25 protein-coding genes are annotated in these 24,118 nt (G+C 70.5%); 12 read left to right on the plus strand and 13 right to left on the minus strand.

The window, feature by feature from the left end:
* Nucleotides 1–73: 73 nt before the first annotated feature.
* A complete protein-coding gene (locus BM339_RS16355) occupies nt 74–1,054 on the plus strand; it encodes an SgcJ/EcaC family oxidoreductase (protein ID WP_075021392.1) in 981 nt (326 codons plus the stop codon).
* Between the two features lie 46 nt (nt 1,055–1,100).
* Here the strand turns inward: BM339_RS16355 and BM339_RS16360 are convergent, their stop codons facing one another.
* Both BM339_RS16360 and BM339_RS16365 read right to left on the minus strand, forming a co-directional pair.
* The gene (locus tag BM339_RS16360; protein WP_256255372.1) at nt 1,101–2,579 is read right to left on the minus strand and encodes an alpha/beta fold hydrolase; all 1,479 of its coding nucleotides are present in this window, start codon (nt 2,577–2,579) and stop codon (nt 1,101–1,103) included.
* A gap of 168 nt (nt 2,580–2,747) precedes the next feature.
* A complete protein-coding gene (locus BM339_RS16365) occupies nt 2,748–3,377 on the minus strand; it encodes an LUD domain-containing protein (protein WP_075021393.1) in 630 nt (209 codons plus the stop codon).
* A 158-nt stretch (nt 3,378–3,535) separates the two neighbouring features.
* Here BM339_RS16365 and sigJ point away from each other — a divergent pair, with 158 nt between their 5' ends.
* Nucleotides 3,536–4,519 (plus strand): RNA polymerase sigma factor SigJ, encoded by a 984-nt coding sequence (gene sigJ, locus BM339_RS16370; RefSeq protein ID WP_075021394.1) that lies wholly within the window; start codon nt 3,536–3,538, stop codon nt 4,517–4,519.
* On the plus strand, nt 4,516–5,013 hold the full coding sequence (locus BM339_RS16375) for a GNAT family N-acetyltransferase (protein WP_075021395.1): 498 nt from the start codon (nt 4,516–4,518) through the stop codon (nt 5,011–5,013). Before sigJ ends, BM339_RS16375 begins: the two co-directional genes overlap by 4 nt.
* A gap of 109 nt (nt 5,014–5,122) precedes the next feature.
* Here the strand turns inward: BM339_RS16375 and BM339_RS16380 are convergent, their stop codons facing one another.
* A complete protein-coding gene (locus BM339_RS16380) occupies nt 5,123–5,584 on the minus strand; it encodes a cupin domain-containing protein (protein ID WP_075021396.1) in 462 nt (153 codons plus the stop codon).
* Between the two features lie 90 nt (nt 5,585–5,674).
* Here BM339_RS16380 and BM339_RS16385 point away from each other — a divergent pair, with 90 nt between their 5' ends.
* Nucleotides 5,675–6,337, plus strand: coding sequence for a PadR family transcriptional regulator (locus BM339_RS16385; protein ID WP_075021397.1), 663 nt, complete (start codon nt 5,675–5,677; stop codon nt 6,335–6,337).
* A 185-nt stretch (nt 6,338–6,522) separates the two neighbouring features.
* On the opposite strand, the gene BM339_RS16390 is transcribed toward BM339_RS16385, so the two are convergent.
* Complete coding sequence (locus tag BM339_RS16390) at nt 6,523–7,425, minus strand: NAD(P)-dependent oxidoreductase (RefSeq protein ID WP_256255373.1); 903 nt, start codon at nt 7,423–7,425, stop codon at nt 6,523–6,525.
* A 116-nt stretch (nt 7,426–7,541) separates the two neighbouring features.
* Between BM339_RS16390 and BM339_RS16395 the strand changes: the two genes are divergently transcribed.
* From BM339_RS16395 to BM339_RS16405, 3 genes are all read left to right on the plus strand, one after another.
* Nucleotides 7,542–8,138, plus strand: a complete 597-nt coding sequence (locus tag BM339_RS16395) for a TetR/AcrR family transcriptional regulator (RefSeq protein WP_075021398.1) — start codon at nt 7,542–7,544, stop codon at nt 8,136–8,138.
* An 86-nt stretch (nt 8,139–8,224) separates the two neighbouring features.
* Nucleotides 8,225–8,881 carry an SDR family NAD(P)-dependent oxidoreductase gene (locus BM339_RS16400; protein ID WP_075021399.1) on the plus strand — a complete coding sequence of 219 codons (657 nt, stop codon included), beginning with the start codon at nt 8,225–8,227 and terminating at the stop codon, nt 8,879–8,881.
* Between the two features lie 116 nt (nt 8,882–8,997).
* Nucleotides 8,998–9,279: a hypothetical protein gene (locus tag BM339_RS16405; RefSeq protein WP_081842682.1), complete on the plus strand. Its 282-nt coding sequence runs from the start codon at nt 8,998–9,000 to the stop codon at nt 9,277–9,279.
* A gap of 2 nt (nt 9,280–9,281) precedes the next feature.
* Here the strand turns inward: BM339_RS16405 and BM339_RS16410 are convergent, their stop codons facing one another.
* From BM339_RS16410 to iscB, 5 genes are all read right to left on the minus strand, one after another.
* Complete coding sequence (locus BM339_RS16410; RefSeq protein WP_075021400.1) at nt 9,282–9,659, minus strand: aminotransferase class IV; 378 nt, start codon at nt 9,657–9,659, stop codon at nt 9,282–9,284.
* A 92-nt stretch (nt 9,660–9,751) separates the two neighbouring features.
* Nucleotides 9,752–11,182, minus strand: coding sequence for a purple acid phosphatase family protein (locus BM339_RS16415; protein ID WP_075021401.1), 1,431 nt, complete (start codon nt 11,180–11,182; stop codon nt 9,752–9,754).
* Between the two features lie 57 nt (nt 11,183–11,239).
* Nucleotides 11,240–11,959 carry a type 1 glutamine amidotransferase gene (locus BM339_RS16420; protein ID WP_021594544.1) on the minus strand — a complete coding sequence of 240 codons (720 nt, stop codon included), beginning with the start codon at nt 11,957–11,959 and terminating at the stop codon, nt 11,240–11,242.
* Entirely contained in the window at nt 11,949–13,199 is a 1,251-nt protein-coding gene (locus BM339_RS16425) for a Mur ligase family protein (protein ID WP_075021402.1), read from the minus strand. Before BM339_RS16425 ends, BM339_RS16420 begins: the two co-directional genes overlap by 11 nt.
* Nucleotides 13,196–14,623 carry an RNA-guided endonuclease IscB gene (gene iscB / locus BM339_RS16430; RefSeq protein ID WP_256255374.1) on the minus strand — a complete coding sequence of 476 codons (1,428 nt, stop codon included), beginning with the start codon at nt 14,621–14,623 and terminating at the stop codon, nt 13,196–13,198. Before iscB ends, BM339_RS16425 begins: the two co-directional genes overlap by 4 nt.
* Before the next feature lie 701 nt (nt 14,624–15,324).
* Between iscB and BM339_RS52300 the strand changes: the two genes are divergently transcribed.
* Together BM339_RS52300 and BM339_RS16440 are read left to right on the plus strand one after the other, a co-directional pair.
* Nucleotides 15,325–16,824, plus strand: coding sequence for a hypothetical protein (locus BM339_RS52300; protein ID WP_143118451.1), 1,500 nt, complete (start codon nt 15,325–15,327; stop codon nt 16,822–16,824).
* 154 nt (nt 16,825–16,978) lie between these two features.
* On the plus strand, nt 16,979–17,713 hold the full coding sequence (locus tag BM339_RS16440; protein WP_075021404.1) for a flagellar basal body-associated FliL family protein: 735 nt from the start codon (nt 16,979–16,981) through the stop codon (nt 17,711–17,713).
* A 1-nt stretch (nt 17,714) separates the two neighbouring features.
* Here BM339_RS16440 and BM339_RS16445 read toward each other — a convergent pair whose 3' ends face one another.
* Nucleotides 17,715–20,378 (minus strand): ATP-binding protein, encoded by a 2,664-nt coding sequence (locus BM339_RS16445; protein ID WP_024935598.1) that lies wholly within the window; start codon nt 20,376–20,378, stop codon nt 17,715–17,717.
* Nucleotides 20,379–20,847: 469 nt separating this feature from the next.
* Between BM339_RS16445 and BM339_RS16450 the strand changes: the two genes are divergently transcribed.
* From BM339_RS16450 to BM339_RS16460, 3 genes are all read left to right on the plus strand, one after another.
* Nucleotides 20,848–21,330, plus strand: coding sequence for a transposase (locus BM339_RS16450; protein ID WP_075021405.1), 483 nt, complete (start codon nt 20,848–20,850; stop codon nt 21,328–21,330).
* A gap of 84 nt (nt 21,331–21,414) precedes the next feature.
* Nucleotides 21,415–21,777 (plus strand): metalloregulator ArsR/SmtB family transcription factor, encoded by a 363-nt coding sequence (locus BM339_RS16455; RefSeq protein ID WP_083597669.1) that lies wholly within the window; start codon nt 21,415–21,417, stop codon nt 21,775–21,777.
* Nucleotides 21,774–22,268, plus strand: a complete 495-nt coding sequence (locus BM339_RS16460) for an SRPBCC family protein (RefSeq protein ID WP_075021407.1) — start codon at nt 21,774–21,776, stop codon at nt 22,266–22,268. Before BM339_RS16455 ends, BM339_RS16460 begins: the two co-directional genes overlap by 4 nt.
* A 99-nt stretch (nt 22,269–22,367) precedes the next feature.
* Here the strand turns inward: BM339_RS16460 and BM339_RS48680 are convergent, their stop codons facing one another.
* From BM339_RS48680 to BM339_RS48685, 3 genes are all read right to left on the minus strand, one after another.
* Nucleotides 22,368–22,670: a hypothetical protein gene (locus BM339_RS48680; RefSeq protein WP_143118452.1), complete on the minus strand. Its 303-nt coding sequence runs from the start codon at nt 22,668–22,670 to the stop codon at nt 22,368–22,370.
* Between the two features lie 325 nt (nt 22,671–22,995).
* On the minus strand, nt 22,996–23,409 hold the full coding sequence (locus tag BM339_RS16465; protein WP_075021408.1) for a DUF4259 domain-containing protein: 414 nt from the start codon (nt 23,407–23,409) through the stop codon (nt 22,996–22,998).
* Nucleotides 23,410–23,472: 63 nt separating this feature from the next.
* Entirely contained in the window at nt 23,473–24,093 is a 621-nt protein-coding gene (locus BM339_RS48685) for a hypothetical protein (RefSeq protein WP_143118453.1), read from the minus strand.
* Nucleotides 24,094–24,118: the final 25 nt, after the last annotated feature.

Raw genomic sequence — 24,118 nt, forward strand, 5'->3', positions numbered from 1 at the left:
GGCCCTCATCTTCCCAGCCCGGCGACCATCCGGACGTTATCCATATTATGGATAGCCATGTTATGGTCGCGCCATGACTTCCCACTTGGTCGGCTTACTGCGAGGTTGGGGTACCGGCCCGTACGCCGTGATGGTGCCGTCTCTGGTCATCGCCCAGGCAGTGTCGTTCCGCTCGACCGGCATGGGCTCGGCCGGGCTGGCGGTCGGCGGCCTCGCGGGTCTGGGGTGGGCGCTGCTGGTGGGCTGGGTCACCGGCCGGATCGGCACCACGTCGGAACGCAGGTCGAAAGCGGAGGATGTATTCGTCTTCTGCGGCGTGATCTGCGCGGCCTTCTTGTGCTGCGGCGGCGTCATGATGATCCTGCTCATGGGCGCGGTCCTGGACGAATCCTCGACGACGCATCAAACGCTCTCGGCGATGATGGCCCCCACACTTCCGTACTACATCGTCGGCAACACGGCGATGGAACTTCTCATCGTCCCCGCCGCCCTCTTCCTCGGTTGGCGAGCGGGCCGGGACACCATGACGCGAATTCACGCCATGGTGGCCGCTGCCGTGATGACTGCCGCTCTGGCGACCGGGTGTGCGGCTGCCGACGAACAAGCCGTCACCGTGGCGAAGACCGACGGGAGCAGCCGACCGGCGCCTGCGTCGCGTGACCAGACTCGTGCGATCACTGCCTTGCTGAAGTCCATCGATCGGTCATGGAACATCGGCGATGCGGCCGCTTTCGCGGCCCACTGGACAAGTGATGGCACGGTCATCAGCCCGCAAGGCAGGCGCACCGAAGGTCGCAGCAAGATCCGCGAAGAACAGGCCGCCGCCTTCGCCGGCCCCATGAAGGGAACCACCCACGAACTCACCGCCACCAATATCCAGTGGACGGCAAGAGATCACGCGGTGGTCGACGGTGATGCGGTGGTCAGCAATCTGAGAGGAAGCGACGGGACGGTCTACCCACCGTTGTCCGCCAAATTCACCTGTGTCTGCATCAACAAGCACGGCCGGTGGATGGTTACCCACATGGTCTCCTACACCTTCATCGATTCCTAGGGCGGCTTCCGCCGTCCCGCGAACGGCGCCGGGGCGCGGAATGCGGTCAGGTCGGTGTTGGGACGCCGGGGCAGGTGGTGGTGCGGCGGCCGGTTTCGAAGTAGGCGACGATCTTGGCGGCGCAGCCGGGGACCCGGAGGGCGGAGCCGTGCACGTCGTCGTCGATGGTCGCCAAGGTGCCGCCGACGGCCGCCTGCATGCGTGGCGCCCACGCGTACGGGGTGGCGCTTTCATGGCGGTGGGCCGAGAGCATCAGCGAGCCGCCGACGGGCCGCAGGCGCGGCTTCTCCGTGCGGAACGGCCACCCCGCGCACTTGGGCAGGAAGGGCGTGGCCTGGGCGGTCACCGGGTAGCGCTTCAAGCGCTCCTGGTAGGCGCGCCAGCCTGCCTCGAAGGAGGTGGCCGACGGGTCCTCGTTGCAGTGGATCGCCAGGCCCGCGGTCACGTCCTTGCCGCCCGGCGGACCGCCGCCGAACATCTCCTTGACCGCCGGCGGCGCGGTCGGGCCTTCGGCGTCCAGCAGCTCCGCGAAGACCTGGGCGACTCTCGGCCACATGGGGCTCGCGGACCCCGCCGCCTGGGAGATCAGGTGACCGTCGACGGTGAGATCGATGTCGGTGAAGGTCAGCGGGTCGGCGTCGTAGGACCGGCGCATCCTCTCCAGCGTGGCCGCCACCTGGCGCCGGGACGTCCCGAGCCCGTAGACGGCGTTCCGCTCGGCGATCCAGGCCGCCATCCGCTGGAAGTCGCGGGCGGCGGCTTCGGGACGGTCCTCCGAGATGGCGTCCGACCAGAAGTCGGGGTGCATCACGCTGTCCAGCCACATCCGGCCGACCTTGCCGGGGAAGAGGCTCCGCAGGACGACGCCCAGCCCGGTCCCCCAGGAGACCCCGTAGAAGCTGATCTTCGGTTCGTCCAGCGCGGCGCGGATCCGGTCGACGTCACGCGCCACGTTCGCGGTCGTGAGCCGGCTGAGGAAGGCGGGGTCCGATCGGGCGCATTCCCGGGTCCGCTTGACCATGTCGTCGTAGAGCTTCCGGGCCTCTTTCTCGGTCACCGGCCCCGGCTGCGGGCGGCCCTCCCCCACCGGGCATTTAACCTTCGTACTGTGGCCCACGCCTCGCGGATCGAATCCGATCAGGTCGTACCGCCGGTCCAGCTCCGCGCCTTTCCTGACGACCTCGATGGGCATCAGGTAACCGCTGCCGCCCGGACCTCCCGGGTTGAGCGCCAGGCTGCCCAGGCGATGCGCCTGATCGGTGGCCTTCAACCTGGTCACACCGATGCTGATCTGCTCTCCGCGCGGGTCGGCATAGTTCTGCGGGACGCTGAGCGTGCCGCATTCCAGCCGTCCTAGAAGACGCCTGTATTCCGCCAGTTCGTTATCTCGGACGCCCTGAGCCCGCAGTTCCTCGTCGGTGTATTGCGGGCACGTCTGCCATTCAATGGCCTGCGGCTTCGCCTGGACGGCCTCGGCGCGCGGCACGACGGCCGGTGCCCCGATCGCGAAAAGGCCCAGCAGCAACGTCCCAAGGATCGCAAAGGGTCCGCTCTTCGCAGGACTCACTACCCCGATTCCCTCCCTCACGGCCGCCCGGGACCCCCTTCCGGCAGCGCCGAGCCCCGTGGCCTCACGGTCCGTTATGCACCCCCGGCGGTTTCCCCACCGTTTCCCCCAAGGCCGCTGCGGGGGTCAGAAGCCGATCGCTTCGCGGAGCAAGAGAACGGTCCCGCGCCCCGGGGACGGTTCCGCGTTGAGGATGAGGAGGCGGTTGACGGCGCTGGGCCACCCGTGGACCGCCTGGGTGCGGGCGCTCTCCAGCGGAAGGCAGTGGTCTTCGACGCGGCGCAGTGCGGTCTCCAGGTCGGGCACCACCTTCTGCGCCCCGACGATCCAGATCGCGCGGGCGGCGCCGCCGGCGTAGCCGGGTATCTGGCTTCCGCTTCCGGACGCGACCACGACGGAGCCGGTCTCGGTGACGGCGGCGACGCTGCCCACGGCGACGTCGGGGACGGCGAGCATGCGCCGGATCTCGTCCATCCGGGTCGCGCGGTCCATGGCCAGAACGCGCGGCTTGACGGCCTTGTACCGCCCGCCGGCGTTGATGTCCTCATCGATGCCGGACAGGCGGAGGGTCTCGCTGGCCCCGGTGAACACGCTGGCGCCGTCCGGTATCAGCTCTCGGACGCGGGTGCGCGCGGCGGCGGCGTCATCGAGGAGCTCGACGGTGAAACCGTGTGCGGTGAGCGCGGCCGCCGCCCGAGCGAGGCGCTGCACGGACGCCGGTTCGGTGAACGACATTTCCGGGATACGGGTGGTCATGATGTCTCTGAGCCTCCTGCTCGCTGGACGATGCGTCCGTCTCAGCGGTTCGACAACGCAGCCGTCCGGAATGTGAGGCGGCTCGCCGGCCTCACATTCCGGGGCGCCGGCTTGTCGAACTTGTGAGGGAAGTCGCGACCAAGGGAGCCGTCTGCACCATGACCACCCGATCCGGGCCGGGGCGGGACCGGCACGATCCGGGCCTGGACGCGATCATGAGCGAGCGGCGCCGGCTGATCGGCCTCGCGTACCGCCTGCTCGGGTCGCTGTCCGAGGCCGAGGACGCCGTCCAGGAGACGTTCGCCCGCTGGTACGGCATGTCCCGGCGGCAGCAGGACGCCATCGAGTCGCCCGGCGCCTGGCTGACGACGGTCACCAGCCGCATCTGCCTCAACCTGCTCGGCTCGGCACGGGCCCGGCGCGAGACCTACGTGGGCGAATGGCTCCCCGAGCCGCTCCCCGGGCGCACGGAGTGGATCGACGGGCGACCGGGCGGCGCGACCGCCGACCCGGCCGACCGGGTCACCCTGGACGAGTCGGTCGGCATGGCCTTCCTGGTCGTGCTCGAATCGATGACCCCGGCCCAGCGCGTCGCGTTCATCCTGCACGACGTCTTCTGCCACCCGTTCGCCGAAGTCGCCGAGATCGTCGGCCGCACCCCGGCGGCCTGCCGCCAGCTGGCCTCCTCGGCCCGCCGCCGCCTCCGGGCCGCGCGGCCCTCCGCGACTCCGGCGGCCCCGCGCGCCGGAGTCGTCCGGGACTTCAAGCGGGCGTGGGAGGCCAAGGACATCGACGCCCTCATCGGCCTGCTCGACCCCGACGCCACGGCGACCGCCGACGGGGGCGGCCTCGCCACCGCTTTCCTGCACCCCATCGAAGGCAGGGAGGAGGTCGCGCACGCCTGGGCCGAACTCGCCCACCGGAGGCAAGGCGACATGACCTTCCTGGAGTGCACGGTCAACGGCCAGCCCGGCCTGGAGGCCCAGCAAGACGGCGTCACCGTCACGGTGTTCGCTTTCGAGGTCGCAGGCGATCGGATCAAACACATCTGGGTGGTGCGCAACCCCGAGAAACTCCGGCACTGGACGACAGGAATTTACCGAGCGGCCGTGCCGAGCACGGTGTGTACGGTGATCGGATGATCGAGATACGTCACGCCCGCCCAGAGGACGGTGACGCGCTCGGCGAGATCCACGCCGTGTCGTGGGAGGCGTCCCACGCCCCCTTCTTCCAACCGGAGTTCGCCGCGCGAGCCGTCGAGAGCAGGCGCGCAAGATGGCACGACCGGATCGCGGAGGGCGCCGGGACGATCCTGCTCGCCGAACTGGACGGCCGTCCCCTGGCCCTGTCCTTCTCGCGGCCGTCCCCGACGCGGCCAGGCCTCCCAGAGATCTTCGGCTTCTACTGCCACCCCGACGGCTGGGGCAGGGGCGTCGCCGCGGCACTGATGACGGGGACGCTGCGCCGCCTCCACGACGACGGGTTCACCCACGTCCACCTGTGGACGCTCCGCGACACCGCACAATCCCGCCGCTTCTACACCAAATGCGGCTTCACCGAGTCCGGCGCCACGCGCGGCTTCGACTACGGCGACGGCATTCCCATCCAGCAGGTCGAGTACGAGCGCTCCTGCTGACCACCCCCCGACGCCTTCTGACTGGACGAATCACGCGGAAGTACTCGGAACCGAACGCGAACCACGGACGCCGTCCATCGGCTGCCCAGCCCCGACCGCAGCGTCCAACTCAGGCGGGAGGGAGGAGGGTGACGCCGTAGCGAGCCGCTTCGGCGGCGACTGCCGCCACGTCAGGGGTGGTCGGCTCGGGGATGTCGTCGGTCGGGGCGGGCTCGCCGATGGCGGCGAAGAAGCGCTCGAACCCGGCCGGGGTGACCAGCACCAGGCAGCGGACCTCATCGGTCTGCACATGCACGCTGTGGGGGATCCCCCGGGGTAGGAACATCATCTCGCCCGGCCCGGCGCTGACGGCCGTGTCATCGCCGAGGGTGGCTCCCAGGTGCCCATCGAGGACGTAGAAGGCCTCGTCCTCGTTCGCGTGCACGTGCGGGGGCGGTTCACCGGCCGGGGTGAGGCGCTGTTCGAGGACCGCGAGCCCGCCCCCGGTGTCCTCGCCGGTCGCGACGTACCTCATCCAGCTGTTGAGCATCCAGATCGTCTCGCCCGTGCGGGCGGTGGCCCCGTGCGTCATGGCGGTACGGCCCCCCTCATATACTGCCCTCTGCAGTAAACCCTCCGTCCGAGCGTGATCCCGCCAAAGGCAGTATGTCAAGGAGCCGGCGTGGCAGAACTGACGACGACCTCGTACGCGATCCTCGGGCTGCTCGCGCTGCGCGACCACACCACCTACGAGCTGACCAAGCAGATGCAGCGCACCGTCGGCTACATCTGGCCCAGGGCGGAACGCAAGCTCTACGACGAGCCGAAGCGCCTGGTCGCCGCCGGATACGCCGAGGCGGTCCAGGATCTGGTCGGACGGCGGCGCCGCACCACCTACTCCATCACCCCCGCCGGGCGGGAGGCCCTCGCCCGCTGGCTCGGCACCGAGCCGGCACCGCCCGCCATGGAGTTCGAGGGCATGCTGCGCGTCCTGTTCGCCGATCAAGGCGACATCGACCAGCTCCGCAGGTCACTCCGGGCCATCGCCGCCGACGCCGCCGCACGCCGCGCCCACTTCGCCGGGATGGCCGGCGGCATCCTCGAAACGGGCGGCGAGTACCCCCACCGCGCCCACGTCAACGCCCTGGGAATGCAGTTCATGACCGCCTACCTCGACCAGATGACCGCCTGGTCCGAGTGGGCACTGAAGCAGATCGAAGAGTGGGGCGACACCACGTCCCCAGCCCAAACCTGGGCCACCCAGGCCCGCGAGATCTTCACCACCGCCGCCAACCCACCCGACGCCGCGACCAGCGACGACGGCACCGAGCGGAGCACCCGCTAACCCCTCCGGAAAGCCGCCCCCGACCGCTGCCCCGCCGAGGGCCGAGAATGTTCTCCTAACGCCCCGCACGCCGACCGGCCACCACAAAGCTCACCCCCGGCGAGCCCTGGTCCGACACATCCTCTGGGCGCGCCCGAACAATAACCCCTACGGAACCGCCAGCCGACGGCGCCTTCTTCGAGGCCCTACGGGTGGGTGGACGCTATCGGCATGCCGGTTCGGGCCTCCAGGGCCTTGACCACCGCGGCCATGTCGGACCGGCCGTCTCCCAGCTTGAGGGTCTCGCCGTAGAGGGCGTGGCAGGCGTCCAGCAGGGGCGAGGCGACCTGGACGGAGCGGGCGGCCTCGGCGATCAGGCGGTTGTTGTCCAGGACGTTCTCGATGGACGCCTGGACGGTGAAGTCGCGCTCCACGAGCTTGCGGCCCTTGGCGCGCGACACGGTGCTCGCCATCGGGCCGGCGTCGAGGACGTCCAGCAGGCGCCGCCGGTCGAGGCCGTGCCGATCGGCGAAGTGGAACGCCTCGGCCAGCCCGGTGACCATGGTGATCAGGAACAGGTTGACCGACAGCTTCGTCAGCAGCGCCTGGGGGACCGGCCCGCAGGCGAACGCCTCGTGGCACATCGGGCGCAGCAGCGGCCGGACGGCGTCCACCGCCGACGGTTCGCCGGCCAGCAGCGCGACCAGCTCGCCGGCCTCGGCGGGACCGCGTGAGCCGGACACCGGAGCCTCGACGTAGCGGCCGCCCGCGGCCCGGATGTCGGCTTCCAGCCCCTGCGAATACCCGGGGGACGTCGTTCCCATGTGTACGACGACATGCCCCCTGACGTTCTCGGCGAAGGAAGGGGTTCCGCGTCCCAAGGCGGCATCGATGGCGGGGCCGTCGGCCAGCATGAGGAGCACCGTGCTCGTCCGGCGGAACACCTCGGACGGTCTTTCCGCCACCGCCGCGCCGGCCGCGCGCAGGTTCTCGCTCTTGGCGGCGGTGCGGTTCCAGACGACGAGGCGGGTTCCGGCGCGGGCGAGGTTGAGCGCCATGGGCCGTCCCATGACGCCGAGGCCGATGAAGCCGGCGTCCATGTCCACCATCGCCCCTCCTCGGGCCGCTCCCCGGCGGGACGGCCTTGCGAGTTATGACACTGGTCATGATAATGACGCAGGTAGACAACGCAATAGCCGGTGAGAATTCATTAGGAGGCTCGGCCATGGCGAGCGGTGAGCGGGACCCGCGCGAGCGAATGGTGTTCAGCGCGGCGCAGCTCATCCGGCGCGACGGCGTCACCGCCACGGGTCTGCGGGACGTCGCCGCCCACGCCGGGGCACCGCGCGGTTCGCTCCAGCACTACTTTCCCGGCGGCAAGGAGCAACTGGTCAACGAGGCCGTGGAGTGGGCCGGACGCTACGCGAGCGCACGTGTCGCCCGGTTCGTGACCGCCATGAGACGTCCCACCCCGGGCAGGCTCTTCGCGGCGATGGTGCGGCAGTGGACGGAGGAGTTCGGACGGACCGGCTTCGACCGCGGCTGTCCCGTCGCCGCGGCCACCGTCGACTGCGCCGAGTCGGTGGCGTCCACCCGGGCCGCCGCGGCCGCCGCGTTCGACACCTGGCGCCGGCCCGTCGCCCGCGAACTGACCGCGATGGGCGTGCCGTCCGGGAAGGCCCCCGCCCTCGCGACGCTCATGATCAGCTCTCTGGAGGGCGCCATCCTGCTGGCCAGGGCGGAGCAGAGCGTCCGCCCGCTGCGCACCGTCGCCAGAGAACTCGCCCCCTACCTGGACTCGTTCGTCCGGAAAGAACCCTGATTCCGGCACGGCGCCCGGCCTGGGGCCGCGTGACCGGGGGCAGGCCGCTCATCCGTCGTTCTTCTGCGTGGTGGAGAATCGTCGGCATGACCAAGCCTGTCCTTGTCGTTCTCGGTGCCGGTCCCGGCCTGGGGCTGTCCGTCGCCCGCCGTTTCGCCCGCGAGGGGCATGCCGCGGTGCTGACCACCCACGCGGCCGACCATGCCGACTCCCTGGCCTCGACCCTCCGGGACGAGGGGCACGAGGCCGAGGGCGCCGGGGTGAACCTGACCGATCCCGTCGACGTCGGCAACGTGATCGGCGAGACGGGCGAGCGCCACGGCCGGATCGACGTCCTGCACTTCAACCCCAGCGCGTGGCGGGAGAAGGACCCGCTGCACCTCAGCGTCGCCGAACTCCTGGAGGACGTGGCGTTCGGGGCCGGCGCGCTGCTCCCCGCCGTCCAGGCCGCGCGGCCGTTCATGCGGGCCGGCGCCCGCGTGCTGGTCACCGGATCGGCGGCGGCGGACCACCCGTCGCACATCGCCGCGTCGCTCGGCGTCCAGAAGGCCGCGGTGCGGAACCTCGTCACCAGCCTCGACGCCACCCTGGCGCCCGACGGCATCCGCGCGGTCGCGGTGCAGATCAACGGCGTGCTCGCCAAGGAGGGGCCGTTCTCCCCGCCCCCGATCGCCGACGCCATGTGGCGGGCCGTCGGCCGCCCGGACGGCGACTGGACGCCGCACGTGCCCTACGACGGCTGAGGCCGGAGGTTTGCCCCGGGCACCGCGGGAGATTGACCAGGACAGCACCGGGTCGCAGGGAGCGTGGACGGGGGTCGCGCCGGCTCCGGTGCGGTAGGGGCACCGCTATGCGAGTCATGCTGAGAGCGCAGATGGACACCCAGGTCTCGAACGAGACGCTCAGGAAGGGCCGGCTGCCCGAGATCTTGAAGGCGATGATGGAGCAGCTCCAGCCGGAGGCGGCCTACTTCGGTCCCAGCGAGGGCGGCCGGGCCTGCACCTTCGTGTTCGACATGCAGGACAGCTCGACGCTGCCGGTCATCGCCGAGCCGCTCTTCCAGGAGCTGGGCGCGAAGATCGAGATCCAGCCGGTGATGACGCGGGACGACCTGGAGAAGGGCCTCTCCGCCCTGCAGTGAGATCAGATCCGGCCCCAGGGGACGGACGCGTACGCCTTGTCCGCCGAGGCCATCAGGTCGCTCACCGGGTAGGTCACGTCGCCGATGCGGGTGACCGGCGCGATTCCCAGTGAGTTGGTGACGACGCCGCCGTCCCGGAAGAAGCCGATGTTGGTGATGCCGCCTTCGGCGACGCGTCCGTCCCGCAGGACGAGGAGCGCGTCGTCGAAGCCGGCGCGCTGGGCCTTGAGTCCGAAGTGGATCTGGCCGAAGCCGCCGACGTGCCTGATGTGCGGCACGGGCTCCCGTACCTGCATGGCGGTGAAGTGGCCGTAGTTGACCAGGGCCGGGTGGGCGAGAGCCTCGGCGGTCGCCGGCCGCCCGTTGACCTCGATGCGCATGTCCGACTCTCCGTCAGCGGGGTGATGATGCCGGTAGGCCGATCATGAAGTGTAGAACGCCTGCCCAGGTGGGACGCGGCGCGGGGCAAGCGTCAGGGGCTCTTACGCCCGGAGAGCCCGGACAGGTCTCGGGCGACGACCGTGTTCCGGTCGATAGAACGGTTTCCCAAGGACAGCTGCGGCCATTGCCCGGACAGTTCCTGCCGGCTGCGCTCGCTCCACGCCCGCGCCTCGTCACTGCGCGTCTTGTAGAAGTTGAGCGCGTAACCGCCTGAGTGCACGCGGAGCAGCGTGAAACCGCCCGGGTATTCCTTGACGGCCCCCACCTCCTGCTGGACGACCCTGGGCGCGAGAGGGAAGACCGAACGCTGGTTGCGGTGCGTGTGGCCCGCATGGTGGAGGAAGACGCCGGGAGCCCGGTTGTAGGCGGCGAGGATTCTCAAAGATTGGCCCGCGTCCAGGGAATGGGTTCCGGTTATGGCGAGCGGGTCGTTCTCGGTGAACAGCGGGTGGTGGCCGAAGACGATGGTGGGACGGTCGGGGTCTTTCTTCAACTCCGCTTCGAACCACGCGTGCTGGGCCGCGGAAAGACCGCCCGAGTCGCCGCCGTCACCGGGCTTGTCGTAGGTGTCCAGGCCGATGACGCGAAGGCCTTGGAGGTCGTGGGAGAAATAGGTCCGGCCGGACGGGAAGAACGCGTCCTTGAAGCAGTCGTTCCCCTGGTGCTCGCCGGGACTGCACGCGCTGTATGCCCCACCAGCGTGGGCCCGGTCGTGGTTGCCGCGGGCGATCAGATAGTCGCCGCCCAGCGCGCCGAACGTGTCGAGGATGCTCTTGGCGCTCGCGAGGTCGGCCGGGGCCGCCTCGCTCGACACGTCCCCGGCGGCGAGGAGGTAGTCGGCGCCCCGGCTGCGGGCGTCCGCCATCAGGGCCCTGGCCATCACCTCCGGATACGGCGGATGGCCGGGGACCTGCTCGATGCCCTTGATCCACGGCAGCCGGCCGACCAGCCCGGCGACCGTCTCGCCCAGGTGGAGGTCGTTGCAGAGGGCGACGGAGAACAGGTGGCGGCCCGGCGGCGGCTGCGGGGTCGTGAAGGAGAACACGTCCCCGTGCGGTGTACCGGCCGCCTGGCCCGCCGCCAGCCAGGTCGGCGTCGCCGCACGCCCTTCAGAACGGGCCTTGTAGTAGTACGTCCGGCCCGGCTCCAGGTCGGTCAGCTCGACGTAGTGGTACGGGGTGCCCGGCGCGCCGTGGGCGGTCCGCGTCAGGCGGGACGGGTGCGTCCCGTACAGCACCTCAGCGTCGGACGGGGCGGGCCGCATGCGGCCGAGGCCGTCGTCCGTCCCCGGGACGCCCGTGTACCAGGTGAGGACGGCCGTCGTCTCGGTGACGGTGACCAGCTCCAGGTTCACCGGCCGGACGCCGCCCGCCGCCCAGGCGGTGTCGGGCAGGAGGGAGGCGCCCGCGACGACGGCGCTCCAGCGCAGCAGGGCCCGGCGGCTCGGACGGCAGCAGATCATGATCGCTACCGTCGCACCGGCCCGGCCCCCGCACCAGACCCAAAGAGGCGGCCCCGGTCAGACCGTGACGGCGTTGAGGCGCTCCTCGCGGAGCCGCTCGGCCCAGGACGCGTCCAGCGGCGGGAGGTCGCGGCCGACGGCCCAGCGGAGCAGCAGGTCGGCCAGGCCCGGGTTGCGGACGAGCGCCGGCCCGTGCATGTACGTGCCGAGCACGCGCCCGCTGTAAGCGCCCTCGAACCCGTCGCCGTTGCCGACGCCGTGCAGGACCTTCGCGAACGGCCGGGCGTTCGGCCCGAGCTGCGTGACGCCCTGGTGGTTCTCGAACCCGGTGATGCGCGGGACGTTCAGCTCGCCCGCGACGTCCCCGACGATCTCGCCGACGGCGCGCTGCTCGCCGCGTCCCGAGCGGATGTCGAGGAGGCCGAGGCCCTGCACGGGCTGCCCCTCCTCGCCGCCGAACTCGTGCCCGAGAAGCTGGTATCCGGCGCACACGGCGAACACCACCGCCCCGGACTGGACGGCCCGCGCCAGCCCGCCGTCACCGCGCAGGCGCTGCGCGGCGAGGATCTGCGGACGGTCCTCGCCGCCGCCGAGCAGGTAGATGTCGCCGTCGGCGGGGACGGGCTCGTCCGACCGCAGGCTCACGGTCTCGGTCGGGATGCCGCGCAGCGCCGCCCGGCGTTCCAGGACGATCGTGTTGCCCTGGTCGCCGTAGGTGCTGAGCAGGTCCGGGTAGATCCAGACGATCTTGACCCGGTCGGAAGCGTTAGACGACACGGCCGTACCTCGTTCGGATGCTCTGGAAGGCGGTGTAGTTGGCGATCACGTCCAGGTGGCCCGGCGGGACGGCCATGACCGCCTGGTCGATGTCGTCCACGATCGTGAACGACACCTCCGCGGCCTCCAGCCGGGCGGCGAGGTCGATGCGGCGCTCGCCGGTCACCCACACGGGACGCCCCCGCAGGATGCGGTAGTCGACGTCCCACAGCCAGGACGTGTCGCGCCCGTCGGGCCCCTGCGCGTTGATCGACAGGGCGACCGGGCCGGGCGCGGGCTGCAGGACGTCGAACGCCTCCAGCCACCCGGCCGGGTTCTTCGACAGCAGCAGCCGGATCGAGCGGCCCTCGTGCTCGACCGTCGTGTAGCGGCCGGCGACCGAGGTGACCTGCGACAGCAGCGGCAGCGCCTGCTCGGGCGCGACGCCGAACTGCGCGACCACGGCCAGCGCGATCAGGGCGTTCGACCGGTTCGCGCGGCCCGGCAGGGACAGCCCGGTGAACGAGTACGTCCGGCCGTCCGGCCCGGTGACCAGGTCGCCCTTCAGCGCCCAGTCGGGGCGGGGACGGGCGAAGTGGCACTGCCGGCAGCGCCAGTCGCTGTCCTCGTCGGTGTCCTGCCGGTCGAGGGGGCCGCCGCACTCGGGGCAGCACCACGAGTCCTCGCGCCAGTGCTGGCCCGCGGCGACCCACGTGACGCTCTTGGCGGTGGACGCGCCCCAGGTGACCAGCGGGTCGTCGCAGTTGGCGATGACGTGGCTGGTCGGGGACGCCTCCAGCGAGCGCCGCCACTTGCCGGCCAGCAGCCAGATCTCGGCGGCGCGGTCCATCTGGTCGCGGCTCAGGTTCATCAGCGCGACGACGTTCGCCCCGGTCTCCTTCAGGACCATCGGGACGTATTTCTCGTCACACTCCAGCACGCCGTAGCGGGCGGACGGCGCGGACGCGAGCGCGGACACGTGCCCGGTCGGCATGTTCGCGCCGAACGCGTTGGTGGCGACCTCCCCCAGCGGCGTCATCGCCGAGGTGATCAGCCGGGTCGTCGTCGTCTTGCCGTTGGTGGCGCTGACGAGGACGAGCTTGCGGTCCTTGGCGAGCCTGGTCAGCAGTTCGGGGTCGAGCCGGAGACCGACCTTTCCGCCGATCACCGAGCCGTCCCCGCGGCCCGCCATACGGGACATCTTGGCGGCCGTACGACCGAGCGCGACGGCCAGCTGCGAACGCAGCGGAAGATCGCTCATGGACTTCCTTCGAGGAAACCCCCGCCGTGAGGCGTGGGAGGGATCGGATCCCCTGCGAGGCACTGCAGGGAAGAGGTTCCCGCCTTCAGTGCGGGCACCTGTCTACCAGCATCGGGCCCGTGCACGCGCGCGGCAATCTCGGGACGGGTGTTGTAGCCGTACCCATCGGCCCGCTGCAACAGCCGGGCGTAACGGTGGCCGACACCGTTGACGGTGCCGTGGCGAGTAGTGATGTTGAACGAACCGGTCGCCCGGACCGCGACCCGCCCGAGATGCGTCCCGGCCCTCTTTCCGCCGGGGACGACCGCTTTGACGAGGTCGCCGGTCTGGAATCCGCGTACGGTCTTGCTCCTCGGCAGCCGGAGGCGGGGGAATCCGTACCGGTCGGTCCGAGTGCGGCTGTGACCGCCACGCCCCGTGCACGCGACCACCAGCACGGTGGCCGGGTATGCGGTGACAGCGCCGGTCTCGCCCACGCACAGTGCGTCGAGGGTGTGGGATTTGGGCAGGCCGGACCGGGTGCGATTCCATCTCGTCCGCCCGCCCGATCCCACCACGACTCGGCCGGGAAACCGGCGGTCGAGGGCGTGCCGCAGCCCTAGACGAGTCGAGTTGATCGCCGCGGCGTCACGCAACGGGGCCTTGGCCTGCGCGAGAACCCGCACCACCGTCGCCGGCCGGTGAGCCAGAAACAGTTCGATGGGACGATCACTCTTGCTCTGGTTGCACGGCACGCAGGCCAGGGCGAGGTTGCAGACCCTGTCCGCGCCACCCTTCGATCTGGGGTGGATGTGGTCGACGGTCAAAGGCACATTGACGGCGCCGCAGTACGCACAGGCCCGCCCCCACTTCTCCAGGAGGTACTCGCGAACCTGGTACCCATACAGCGTGCCGTGCTGATACTCCACGCCTTCCAGCGACCGTCCGGCCGAAAGAGCATGGGTGTCGAACGCGGCCAGCTCCACATGCACCGCTTCAACGGGTGCCCACCGGGCGAGTCGTTCCACCCAAGACGTCGTGGTGTCGACCCTGTGTTTCAGGGACGGGGCCAGCCATCCGTCCGGCCGCACCCGGTTCAGGAACCGGGGTGCCCGGTACCGAAGGTTGGCCGACCTGCGGCGACGCCGGTAAGCGGCACGTTGTCCCAGCTTCTTGCGGATCCGCGCGCCCCGGTGGTCGAGCTGGATGGCGTATCTGCCCCGCCGCTCCCCTTTCCGGGCTGTGAAGACGGCGATCCCCGTGTGCCTTGAGCCGGGATCGATGCCGACCTCCACTCCCTCCACCTCCGACGCGGCCGCCGTGCGGTCTTTCAGGCGGATGACGAAGGGGGTGTGCCGCGCCACGACCGCCCGTCCCGAGGCCAGGAGCCGCCGGGCACGCGCAGGGTGGCAAGGTTGCAGCGGTGCGCCGTCCTTGTCGAGCACGAAAACGTGATGCGCCTCACGGCGCCGCTCCCCGCCCCGGAGGTCAGGGGTGACGCCACCGGGACCAGGTGAGGTGCCGGTGGTCTCTCCTCGCACATGTCCCGCACCGGTTCCACCGCCCAGACGGGCGGGAGGTCGGAGCCCCGTTTCGTTCCCGATCCGGGGAGTGTCTGCGAGCCCCGATTCCAGAGCAGCCCGCTGGAGAAGCACGGGCCGGTGGGTCGGCCCACCTGTGCGGAACGTAGCCGACAAGGTCACCTCCTTACAGATGTCGGCCGGTGCTGGTAACGACGGCCTCAGCCGCAGGGGCCGAAGCCCCCTCCTCCTGGAGGGAGATCCCGTTACGGACTCCGTCTTCTCTGGATGCGCCGGGAAACCGCTCCGAGCCTAGCCGCTGAGCGCGCCGCTCGCGGCGTGGCGGCGGGGTTCGCGGACGTCCCCGGTGCCGTGCGGACGCGATGTGAGCAGCATCACAGGATTCCAGGTAAACCAGTGATGAGTTTCTTGACCGATACCGACATGTCGTGATTCGGTGCGACCTCCGACTGCGGTGTGCCAGATTCCCAACCACGCGTCCGAGAACGGCGTCACCCACTACTTTTGTCGGGAGCCCTGCTGGTACGCGGGGAGGCGGTGCCCGCCCCGGCCGGCGGGCCTGGAGCGCAAGCGTGGGCAAGCGGCTAAAAGGCGAGGTCTGAGCGATGCAGTGTCCGACGTGCGGGAATGACACGCCTGGGACGCTCGGGAAGTGTTCGCACTGCGCGGCGCCGATCGACGTGTACTCGGTCGGGCCCGCCGTTCCGCTGGGCGCACCGGTCGCGGAGGCGCCGCCGGCCGGCGGCGCCGACGCGCTCGGCGACCGGACGATGATGGTGCCGCCGCCCACGCCGTCCTGGGCCTCGTCGTCGGCGCCCGATCCGGCCGTGCCGTTGGGGGGCGCCTCGCCGCAGCAGACGTCGCCGGAGCCTCCCGCCCAGCCGCCGCTCCAGCTGTCGGTGGAGCCGACGGGGCCGACGCCGGCCGCCGCGTCCCCGCTGCCGGCCGCCGATCCCGAGGACACCGCGGCCTGGACGTTCGACCCGAACGACTACGACGAGTCCGGCGGGTTCAGCACCCCGCCGCCTCCGCCCGCGTGGGCGAACGAGCAGCCCGCGAGCGAGCCGCCGCCCGGGGGCGCGCCGGCCGGCGCCTTCGGCGTCGACGAGCAGCCGAGCGGCGCTCAGTCGATCGTCCCGGAGTCGTGGTTCGCGCAGCCCCGCAAGCCCGAGGCGCCGGAGGCCGAGGCGACGCAGGTGTGGGGGCAGCAGCAACCCGCGGGCGCGCCGCAGACGATGCTGGACGCCGACGCGACGCAGCTCGCCCCCGCGCCCATGAACCCCGGCATGCCCGGCCCGGGCCAGGGCTTCGGAGACCCGGGCTTCGGCGGCGGCATGGACCAGACGCGGATGGACCCGGGCTCACCCATGCCCATGGGGGCGATGGGTCCGGGGGTGCAGCCGATGGGGCCGGGCGGCCCGGGTTACGGCGGCTTCCCGCCGGGCCAGATGCAGCCCGGCCCTCTGCAGCCGGGCCAGGGCAAGGGCGGGACGAGCAAGCCGCTCGTCGCCGCCGTCGCCGCGCTGGTCACGGTCGCGGTCGGCGCGGTGGCGTTCGTCGCGTGGCCGTCCGGCGGCGACGACCCCTCGGCGGGCACGAACCCGTCTCCGGCCGCGTCCCAGACGCAGGTCGCGCAGAAGAACGCGATCCCGGCGGAGACCAGGCAGCAGGCCGCGGTGCTGAACAAGATCTTGAACGACAGCGTCGACACGCGCCGGGTCCTCGCCGGGGCGCTCGGCCGGGCCGGCAAGTGCAAGACGCTGCCGCAGGCGATCCAGGGGTTCCAGACGGTCGCGCAGCGCCGGACGAACCAGCTGAACCGCACCAAGGCCCTCAAAGTCGACAAGCTGGCCAACGGCGAGCGGCTGCGCACCTCCCTGTCGCAGGCCCTGACGGCGTCGCTCCAGGTCGACCAGGTGCTGCTGCGGTGGGCGCAGGCGAACCAGCCGCGCTGCAAGGGCAAGCCGCGTCCGAGCGCGGCGCGGGTTCCCGGACGCGCGGCCATCGAGCAGCGCGCGACGACGGCGAAGAAGCAGTTCGTCGTCCTGTGGAACCCGGTCGCGAAGAAGACGGGCCAGCCGCAGCGTAGCTGGAAGCGCGTATAACGGCCCGTAGCGCAGTATTGTCGGACCGTTCGTACTCACGGGGCAGGGGGCCGTCATGCGGTGTCCAAACTGCGGGACCGACACCTCGTCAGGGTCGCCCACGTGCACGCGCTGCAACGCGCCGCTTCCGCCGTCCGGCGGCGGGGACGCGACGGTGCGCGACCCGCAGGGCGGCGGCGTGCCGGTGCCGCCGCCCTGGACGCTGCAGTGGGGCGCGCAGGCCGACCACACCACCCCGATGCCGCCGTCGGAGGAGCGGACGACCCATCTCTCGCCCGAACCGTGGGCGGAGCCTGCGATCTGGCAGCCGCCGGCGCCGCCGAAGCGCGGCAGGCTTCCGTACTTCCTGGGCGCGGCGGGGGTCGTCCTGCTGATCGGGCTGGCGCTGGCCATCGTGTTCTGGCCGAGCGGGTCCGAGACGACGCCTCCGGCCGCGTCCGAGCCGTCCGCCCAGCAGAGCCAGAGCGCCCCATCCGAGACCGGGAGCACCGAGGGCGACTTCGACGCGCAGGCCAAGGCCGTGGACACGCTTCTGGACGAGATGGGCTCCACCCGCTCCGACCTCGGCACGGTGGTGGTCGGCGGCTGCTCGAGGGGCGGTCTGCAGCGCATCCTCAACGCGCGCCAGGGGCAGCTGGACGAGGCGCGCAATCTGCAGGTGAGCGCGCTCGACAGCGGCGAGCAGCTGAAGGACGCGCTCGTCCGGGCGCTGGAGGCGTCGACCGAGTCGAACCAGCGCTACCTGGACGTCGCGCCCGGCTGCCCGTCCGAGGGCGAGGTGTCGGACATCAACCGGCGCGCCAGCGACGCCAAGACCGAGTTCATCGGCTACTGGGCGCCGGTCGCGGAGAAGGCCGGCCTTCCCGCCCGCACCGAGTCCGACATCTGAGTCAGCCGTCCTCGCGGGGCGGGTCGAGGAACGGCAGCCCCTTCGAGGGGTCCTCGAAGGGCGTGACGAAACGGTCGAACCAGCTCAGCACCGGCTCCAGCCATCCGGTGACGCGCATCGTCTCGGCCACGTGGTCGATCTGGTCGTCCTCGTCGAACCCGATCGCGACGACGGCGAGGTCCTGGAAGAAGCCCGACTGGTCGTCGTCGCCGTAGAGGGCCGTCAGGGCGATCGGACGGTTGCGTTCCAGCTCCATCGACAGCGGATGGCGGCGCAGGGCGCGCAGGCGGTGGCCCAGTTTCGCGTCCGGCGGCTGCTTGAGGCCGGGCAGCGGGTAGTCGAGGGGCGGCGCGAGAGCGTGCTTGTCGGGGACGGCGCCGCCGTAGGGGAAGAGGCGGTCCAGCTCGTGCAGCCATTTGACCTGCGGGATCAGCCATTGCGGGCCGGGGGCGGCACCGGATGCGCCGCCGCCCAGCAGGCGTTGCGCGACCTCGGCGGCGGCGGCCGTCAGGTCGGACGGCGGGTAGGCGGTCCGCAGCGACCGGGACCGGCGCGTCACCGCCCGTTCCAGGACGGTCGCGAGCGCGCACTCGCGGAGCCTCGGCGCGAGGCGCGACCAGGCGCGCCCGAGTTCGGGCGGAACGGCCGGCATCGGACGGTTCACGACATGCGCGAGGACGAGCGTGTCGGCCCACAGCCGCAGCCACGCCCAGTCCGCGTGGCCCGCGATCAGGTCGGCCTCGCGGAGCTCCCACAGGGTGCAGGCGCGGCCCGACCGGCACTCGCAGCCGCAGGCCGCCGAGCGTCGCCCGTCGACCGGCGGGGGCGGGCCCGGCAGTTCGGCCTCGCGTCCCTCGCCCAGCGGGACGCGCACGCGCAGGGGTCGGTCCATGCCGTCCGCGAACACCGCGGCGACGCCAGGCCGTAGCGACACCACCTCGCGGGACTGGTCGCCGTCCAGGTTCATCGCCGCGCCGACCTGGTGCCGGTCGTCGTAGGCGGGCAGCCGGTGCACGACCTTCAGCGCCGTGTTCTTGATCACGTCCGGGACGAGCTTGGTCGGGATCTGCTCCGCCACGATGATGCCCTCGCCGTACGCGCGGATCTCCGCGAGCATCCCGGCGAACAGCTCCACCGCGTGCGAGCTGCCGCGCTCCGGGCCGCGGTTGCGCAGCAGCCGGTGCGCCTCCTCGATGACGATCACATGCCGCAGCGCCGGCCCGGCCGCGCGGTCGCGCCTGCGCTCGCGCATCCGCAGGTGCTCGACGATGCGGATGATGAGCGTCCCCATGAGGAACGCCTTGTCCTCGTCGTTCGCGACGTCCTCGATGGCGAGGACGATGTTGTCGCGCAGCATGCCGCCGATGTCGGCCGGGTGACCGCCCTCGAAGAACCGTCCCGCCGACCCGATGCGCAGCGACCTCAACCGCACGTCGACGAACCCCTGCACGTCGGCCATCAGCTCGCGCCCGTACCCGACGTCCTGGATGACCTGGAGCGCCGCGTTCTGCAGCTGCTCCAGCGTCGGGACCGCCGGCTCGATCAGCGACCCGGGCACGCCCGCGCCCGTCACCACGTCCCACCCGTTGTTCTCGTAGACGCGCTGGAGCGCCTGCGCCATGATCTGCGGGAACGGCTCCTCGGCGTCGAACGCGGCCTGGAACAGCGCCCGCACCATGTCGATGTGCGCCTGGACGGGATAGCCGGGCTCGGGCGCCAGCGGGTTCACCGACAGCGGCACGGCACCCGGGTCGGACGGGTTGACCACGGTCACCGGCCCGCCGAGGTCCCGGATCCGGCCCGCCATCGCCGCGTACTCCGACTTCGCCGGCTCGATCGCCAGCCACGGGACGCCCGCCCTGGTCAGCTGCTCCAGCAGATGCCGGACGGTCTGCGACTTGCCCGCGCCCGTCGCGCCCGTCACGAACACGTGCCGGTTGATGGTCGACCGGGGCACGGTGAACCGTCCGACCTGCCGGTCCTGCCCGTCCAGGATGGCGCCCAGCTCGATCTGCGGCTCGCCGCCCTGCGGGGTGGTCTCGGACGTGACGTCGAAGTACCCGGCGTCCAGCACCCGCAGCCCGGGGACCTCCCGCCGCGGCAGCCCGGCCAGCGCCGCCAGCGCCCCCGCCGTCGCGACGAACGGGAACCGCTGCTCCTCCGCCGCGGGACGAACCGGCGCGGGCGCCGCCCCGGGGCTCAGCATCTCCGCGAACGTCCCGCTCCCCTGCCCCGACCTGAGCCGGTACGGATGATGCCCGAGCTCCATCGACCCGACCAGCACGGGCGCGATCTGCCCCAGCTCGTCCTGCGACGCGGCCCCCGCGAGGACGCGCACCTGCCAGAGCCCGGCCTCGCGGAACGCGTCCAACTCCGCCAGCCGCTGATCAGCCCTGGCCACCGCCAGCCGCGCGTGCTCGTCCTCGCCTCGCCGCAGCATCCGCAGCTCGTGGTGCAACTCGCGCATCTCGGTATCGATCAACCGCTCGTCACACGGATCGGCCACCACGAACCACCCGAACGGCCGCTCCATCAACGTGACGAGCGTCGCCTCGAACAGCCCGGGCCCGCCCTCGACCCCACCCCCCGGCGGTGCCAGCCGCCCGGGACACCGCGTCCACGTCATCCGCTCGGCCTGCCGCAACCACCCGTCCCCGATGGGCACCCCACGCGCCCCACTCGGGAACAGCAACCCATGCGTCTCGGCCCCGGCCTCCGGCGTCCCGATGGGCCCCGCGTTAGTGATCAGCTGAAGCGGCGCCCCACTCCCCGCCGACAACCATCCCACCACGAACGGCCGCCCCAGCCGAGCCGCCGACAAGGCCGCAGGCAGCACACTCACGAAGTCCCACTCGGCCGAGGCCCCTCGCTGAGGCGCCGGCACAGCCTGAATCCGATACCAGGGCCCCGGCAACACCACCGACCCCCCACCCAGAGCACCCGGCACCCGAGGAAACGGCGGCAACGACCCAGAAGACAACCCCACCCCAGCATCCTGACGCCCACAGCCCCCCAAGCCAATGCCCACCCAGGAAGACCTAAGAAGCCGACCATGCCCCGGAAAGGAGCACTTGACCTCAACAAAAGTCGAGGTTCTAGCGTGATGCGGTCCCACTGGTGAGGAGACACGCCTGATGACCACGACCGAGATCCCGAGCATCGACCAGATGAGCGATGAGGAGCTTGCCCGCCAGCCCGCCGCCTACTGGACCGGCGTCGCCTACGAGTCGGTGATCGGCTTCATCCGCGCGGAGCAGGCACGGCACGGCTCCACCCAGCCGCAGTTCTGGCTGCTGCGCAACCTCTCTCCCCACGACATCTCGCCCGACGGCCAGGGCATGACGATCCCCGAACTGGCCCACGCGATGCGCACCTACCTCCGCCCCGAGGACGATCTGGAAGCCGAGGCCGAGGCACTCCTCGCCCGCGGCTGGCTCCGGCGCGACGACGACGGCCGCCTGTGGATCACCCCCGAAGGCGAGGAGGGCCGACGAGCCATCAAGCAACTGGCGCCGGAGATCACCGCACGGATCCACGAGGGCATCGACGACGCCGACTACGTCGCCGCACTCAAGGTCCTGGGCCGAATGATCCGCAACACCTCCGGCCCGGGCTAGACCCGAACCTTCCTGGCACTACGCCCGTCCCCGCCTTCAATCCCGGTGTGGCCAGATGCGTAACCTATGAGTTACGCTTTCTCCGTGGACGACGTCGTCGGGGCGATCGCGGACCCGGTACGCCGGGAGATCCTGGTCATGCTGCGCCGGGGCAGGCTCTCCGCGGGGCAGATCGCCGCGCATTTCCAGATCAGCCGGCCGGCCGTGAGCCGCCACCTGCGCGTGTTGCGGCAGAGCGGTCTGGTACGCGGCGAGGCGGTCGGCAGAAATCGGCTCTACGAGCTCGACGCCGGACGGTTCTCCGAGCTGTCCACGTGGCTCGCCCAGTTCGCCGAACCGTCCGGCTGGGAGCACCGCTTCGACGCACTGGAGACAGAGGTCTACCGAACCAGGCGCGAGAACCGGTCCGGCCGGGCTCCCGCCCAGCCAAAGGAGGACACGGCATGAAACCGACCGCTCAACTTCTGCGTACCGGCACCGGAAGCGACCTCGTCCTCACCCGGACGTTCCGCGCGCCCATCACGGACGTGTGGGCCAGCGTCACCGACCCCGACCGCACGGCCCGCTGGTTCGGCCCCTGGAAAGGCGACGCCGCCCCCGGCAAGACCATCCAGGTCCAGATGGCCTTCGAAGAAGAAGAGCCATGGATGGACATGCACATCGACGCATGCGAGCCGCCGAAGCGGCTGGCACTGTCGGCGTCCGACGACTACGGCGACTGGCTCCTCGAACTGCATCTAGAGGAAGCGGACGGCACCACACGGCTGCGGTTCGTCCAGCACCTGGACTCCACCAAGGAGATCGGCGAGGTCGGCCCCGGCTGGGAGTACTACCTGGACATGCTAGTAGCCGCCCGCGAAGACTCCCCCAAACCAGACTTCGCCGACTACTACCCCGCCATGAAGCCCCACTTCCTCGACCAGGCTTCACGGCTCTAACGTCCACCCCGGCGTCAGGGGTCTCCGCCAAAGGTCCTGCCATGGCTTAACGATGCACAGATTGATCGGGGCTTCACCACATGCCGACTTTGAGAACGCTCAGCCGCCCAGTTCACGAACCGCCATCAGAAAACCGTGAGCCATATCGATCAGATTCTCGGTAAAGGCTCCGACCCTGGAGTGAAATGTCTCTTCAGTAGCAAAATATAATGGGAGGCAGACTAATAGTGAGTATATCGCATGAGCTTCCTCATAAGTAGTCTCGACCACCACGCGACTACCCGTTTTCGCCGGTCTTCCACTCTCCAGCATTGCCTCCAGGCCACCGCCGGCAGGACCAGCCGCCAACTCAACCTCCCTCTCATTCTGCAAGCTTTCTCGAAAAGCGGCAGAAGCATTCACGAGCACTGAGTACGGCGACTGGCTCCTCGAACTGCTGCTGGAGGAAGCGGACGGCTCGACGCGACTGCGCTTCGTGCAACGCCTGGAGTCCACCGACCAGGTCGGCGAGGTCGGGCCCGGCTGGGAGTATTACCTGGACATCCCCGTAGCCGCCCCGCGATGACTCCCCCACACCAGACTTCGCCGACTACTACCCCGCCATGAAGCCCTCGAACTGGCCTCACTACTCTGACGACCACGAGGTCAGGAGCCTGACGTCCGCGTTTTCCCGCACCCGTGTCGGATAGCGGTGCGCAGTCGATTCGAGACAGGTCGAGCCATACACTTATCGGCGATAATCCAAAACAGATTTCAGAGTGTCGACGACACTCTCAGCTTCGCGCCTCTCTTCGTTGGTCACCCAGCTTCGCCGGAACCATCCGTCGGCCGGAATAACGGCCTCCATCGCCCGCAGCGCCGCAGGTGAGAGCTCAGCCGCAACAGGCTCCGGCAACCAGGCCGAAATACCCGGATAGTCCGTGCTCCAGGGCAAAGCGGCACCCGATTCCAGGTTTGCGGCCACCACTGCGGCAGCAGCCACGACTTCCCCAGGTGACTCCTCAAGCTCCACGGAATGGATGGCACGAGTGAATATGCGCTCCAACGCCGCCAGTCGTTCCTCGACAGCCAGCCGCTCCAGACCGTCGACAAAGTCTTCGGCCGTGTCACTGTCAAACGGCCCTGCACCCCAAGTGCCCACGCACTCTCGGAATCGCCTTGTGGGAAATACCCGCCAGTTGGTACCGCTATTTGTGATCTCCTCTTAGCCTCGATCCACCGATGGTGAATCGAGGCTCATCTTTCGGCCTTTTCGGTAGGACGGTCGAGTTATCGACCGCCCGCGGGTAAGGGTGATCGGCTGGTCTGCCCAGCTCTTCCACGTTTTCAGTTCCGGTCGGGCCCTGGCGGGCGGCGGATAACGGCAGGTCAGATGCTGTCGGGTGGGGCGTGGATGGTGTCGAACAACTGCCGCCATGCGTTGGCCCAGGGCCAATGCCGGGGCAGGTGCAGCTACAGGCGGCGGGCCGAGCGGGCCAGCCGGGCGGGGATGTTGAGCAGGTGGGCGCGGATGGTGGCGGTGGTCGCACGGGCGTGGAAGGCCGAGGCCAGCTTGCCGGTGACGTGCAGCAGGTTGAAACGACATCGCCCACAAGGCCAGCCAGGCGGCGCCTGCGTTGAAGTTCCCGGAGGGCAGGTGGGCCAGAGGGCTGGCCTTCCCGTCGGCGATGACCTGCTCGATCACGGCATGGTAGCGGTGGTGGCGCTCGGCCTGCAGCGTCTCAAAGGGGCTGTCGGTGAAGAACTGGTGGTAGCGCCAGGCGGGGAACAGCTCGCCCTGCTCACCCACGGTGGCTGGTTTGGCCAGGTCACGGACGCGGCGCATCTATCGAATCATCCATTCCACTTCC

Source organism: Actinomadura madurae (assembly GCF_900115095.1).
GTDB lineage: Bacteria > Actinomycetota > Actinomycetes > Streptosporangiales > Streptosporangiaceae > Spirillospora > Spirillospora madurae.

Bases quoted from the DNA above. Each gene is read 5' to 3' on its own strand.
- BM339_RS16355 (WP_075021392.1), top strand. From the start codon at position 74: ATGACTTCCCACTTGGTCGGCTTACTGCGAGGTTGGGGTACCGGCCCG.
- BM339_RS16380 (WP_075021396.1), bottom strand. From the start codon at position 5,584: ATGACGCACGGGGCCACCGCCCGCACGGGCGAGACGATCTGGATGCTC.
- BM339_RS16405 (WP_081842682.1), top strand. From the start codon at position 8,998: ATGCTGAGAGCGCAGATGGACACCCAGGTCTCGAACGAGACGCTCAGG.
- BM339_RS16400 (WP_075021399.1), top strand. From the start codon at position 8,225: ATGACCAAGCCTGTCCTTGTCGTTCTCGGTGCCGGTCCCGGCCTGGGG.
- BM339_RS16460 (WP_075021407.1), top strand. From the start codon at position 21,774: ATGAAACCGACCGCTCAACTTCTGCGTACCGGCACCGGAAGCGACCTC.
- BM339_RS16365 (WP_075021393.1), bottom strand. From the start codon at position 3,377: ATGACCACCCGTATCCCGGAAATGTCGTTCACCGAACCGGCGTCCGTG.
- sigJ (WP_075021394.1), top strand. From the start codon at position 3,536: ATGACCACCCGATCCGGGCCGGGGCGGGACCGGCACGATCCGGGCCTG.
- BM339_RS16390 (WP_256255373.1), bottom strand. From the start codon at position 7,425: ATGGTGGACATGGACGCCGGCTTCATCGGCCTCGGCGTCATGGGACGG.
- BM339_RS52300 (WP_143118451.1), top strand. From the start codon at position 15,325: ATGCAGTGTCCGACGTGCGGGAATGACACGCCTGGGACGCTCGGGAAG.
- BM339_RS16425 (WP_075021402.1), bottom strand. From the start codon at position 13,199: ATGAGCGATCTTCCGCTGCGTTCGCAGCTGGCCGTCGCGCTCGGTCGT.
- BM339_RS16415 (WP_075021401.1), bottom strand. From the start codon at position 11,182: ATGATCTGCTGCCGTCCGAGCCGCCGGGCCCTGCTGCGCTGGAGCGCC.
- BM339_RS48685 (WP_143118453.1), bottom strand. From the start codon at position 24,093: ATGCGCCGCGTCCGTGACCTGGCCAAACCAGCCACCGTGGGTGAGCAG.
- BM339_RS16395 (WP_075021398.1), top strand. From the start codon at position 7,542: ATGGCGAGCGGTGAGCGGGACCCGCGCGAGCGAATGGTGTTCAGCGCG.
- BM339_RS16410 (WP_075021400.1), bottom strand. From the start codon at position 9,659: ATGCGCATCGAGGTCAACGGGCGGCCGGCGACCGCCGAGGCTCTCGCC.
- BM339_RS16375 (WP_075021395.1), top strand. From the start codon at position 4,516: ATGATCGAGATACGTCACGCCCGCCCAGAGGACGGTGACGCGCTCGGC.
- BM339_RS16450 (WP_075021405.1), top strand. From the start codon at position 20,848: ATGACCACGACCGAGATCCCGAGCATCGACCAGATGAGCGATGAGGAG.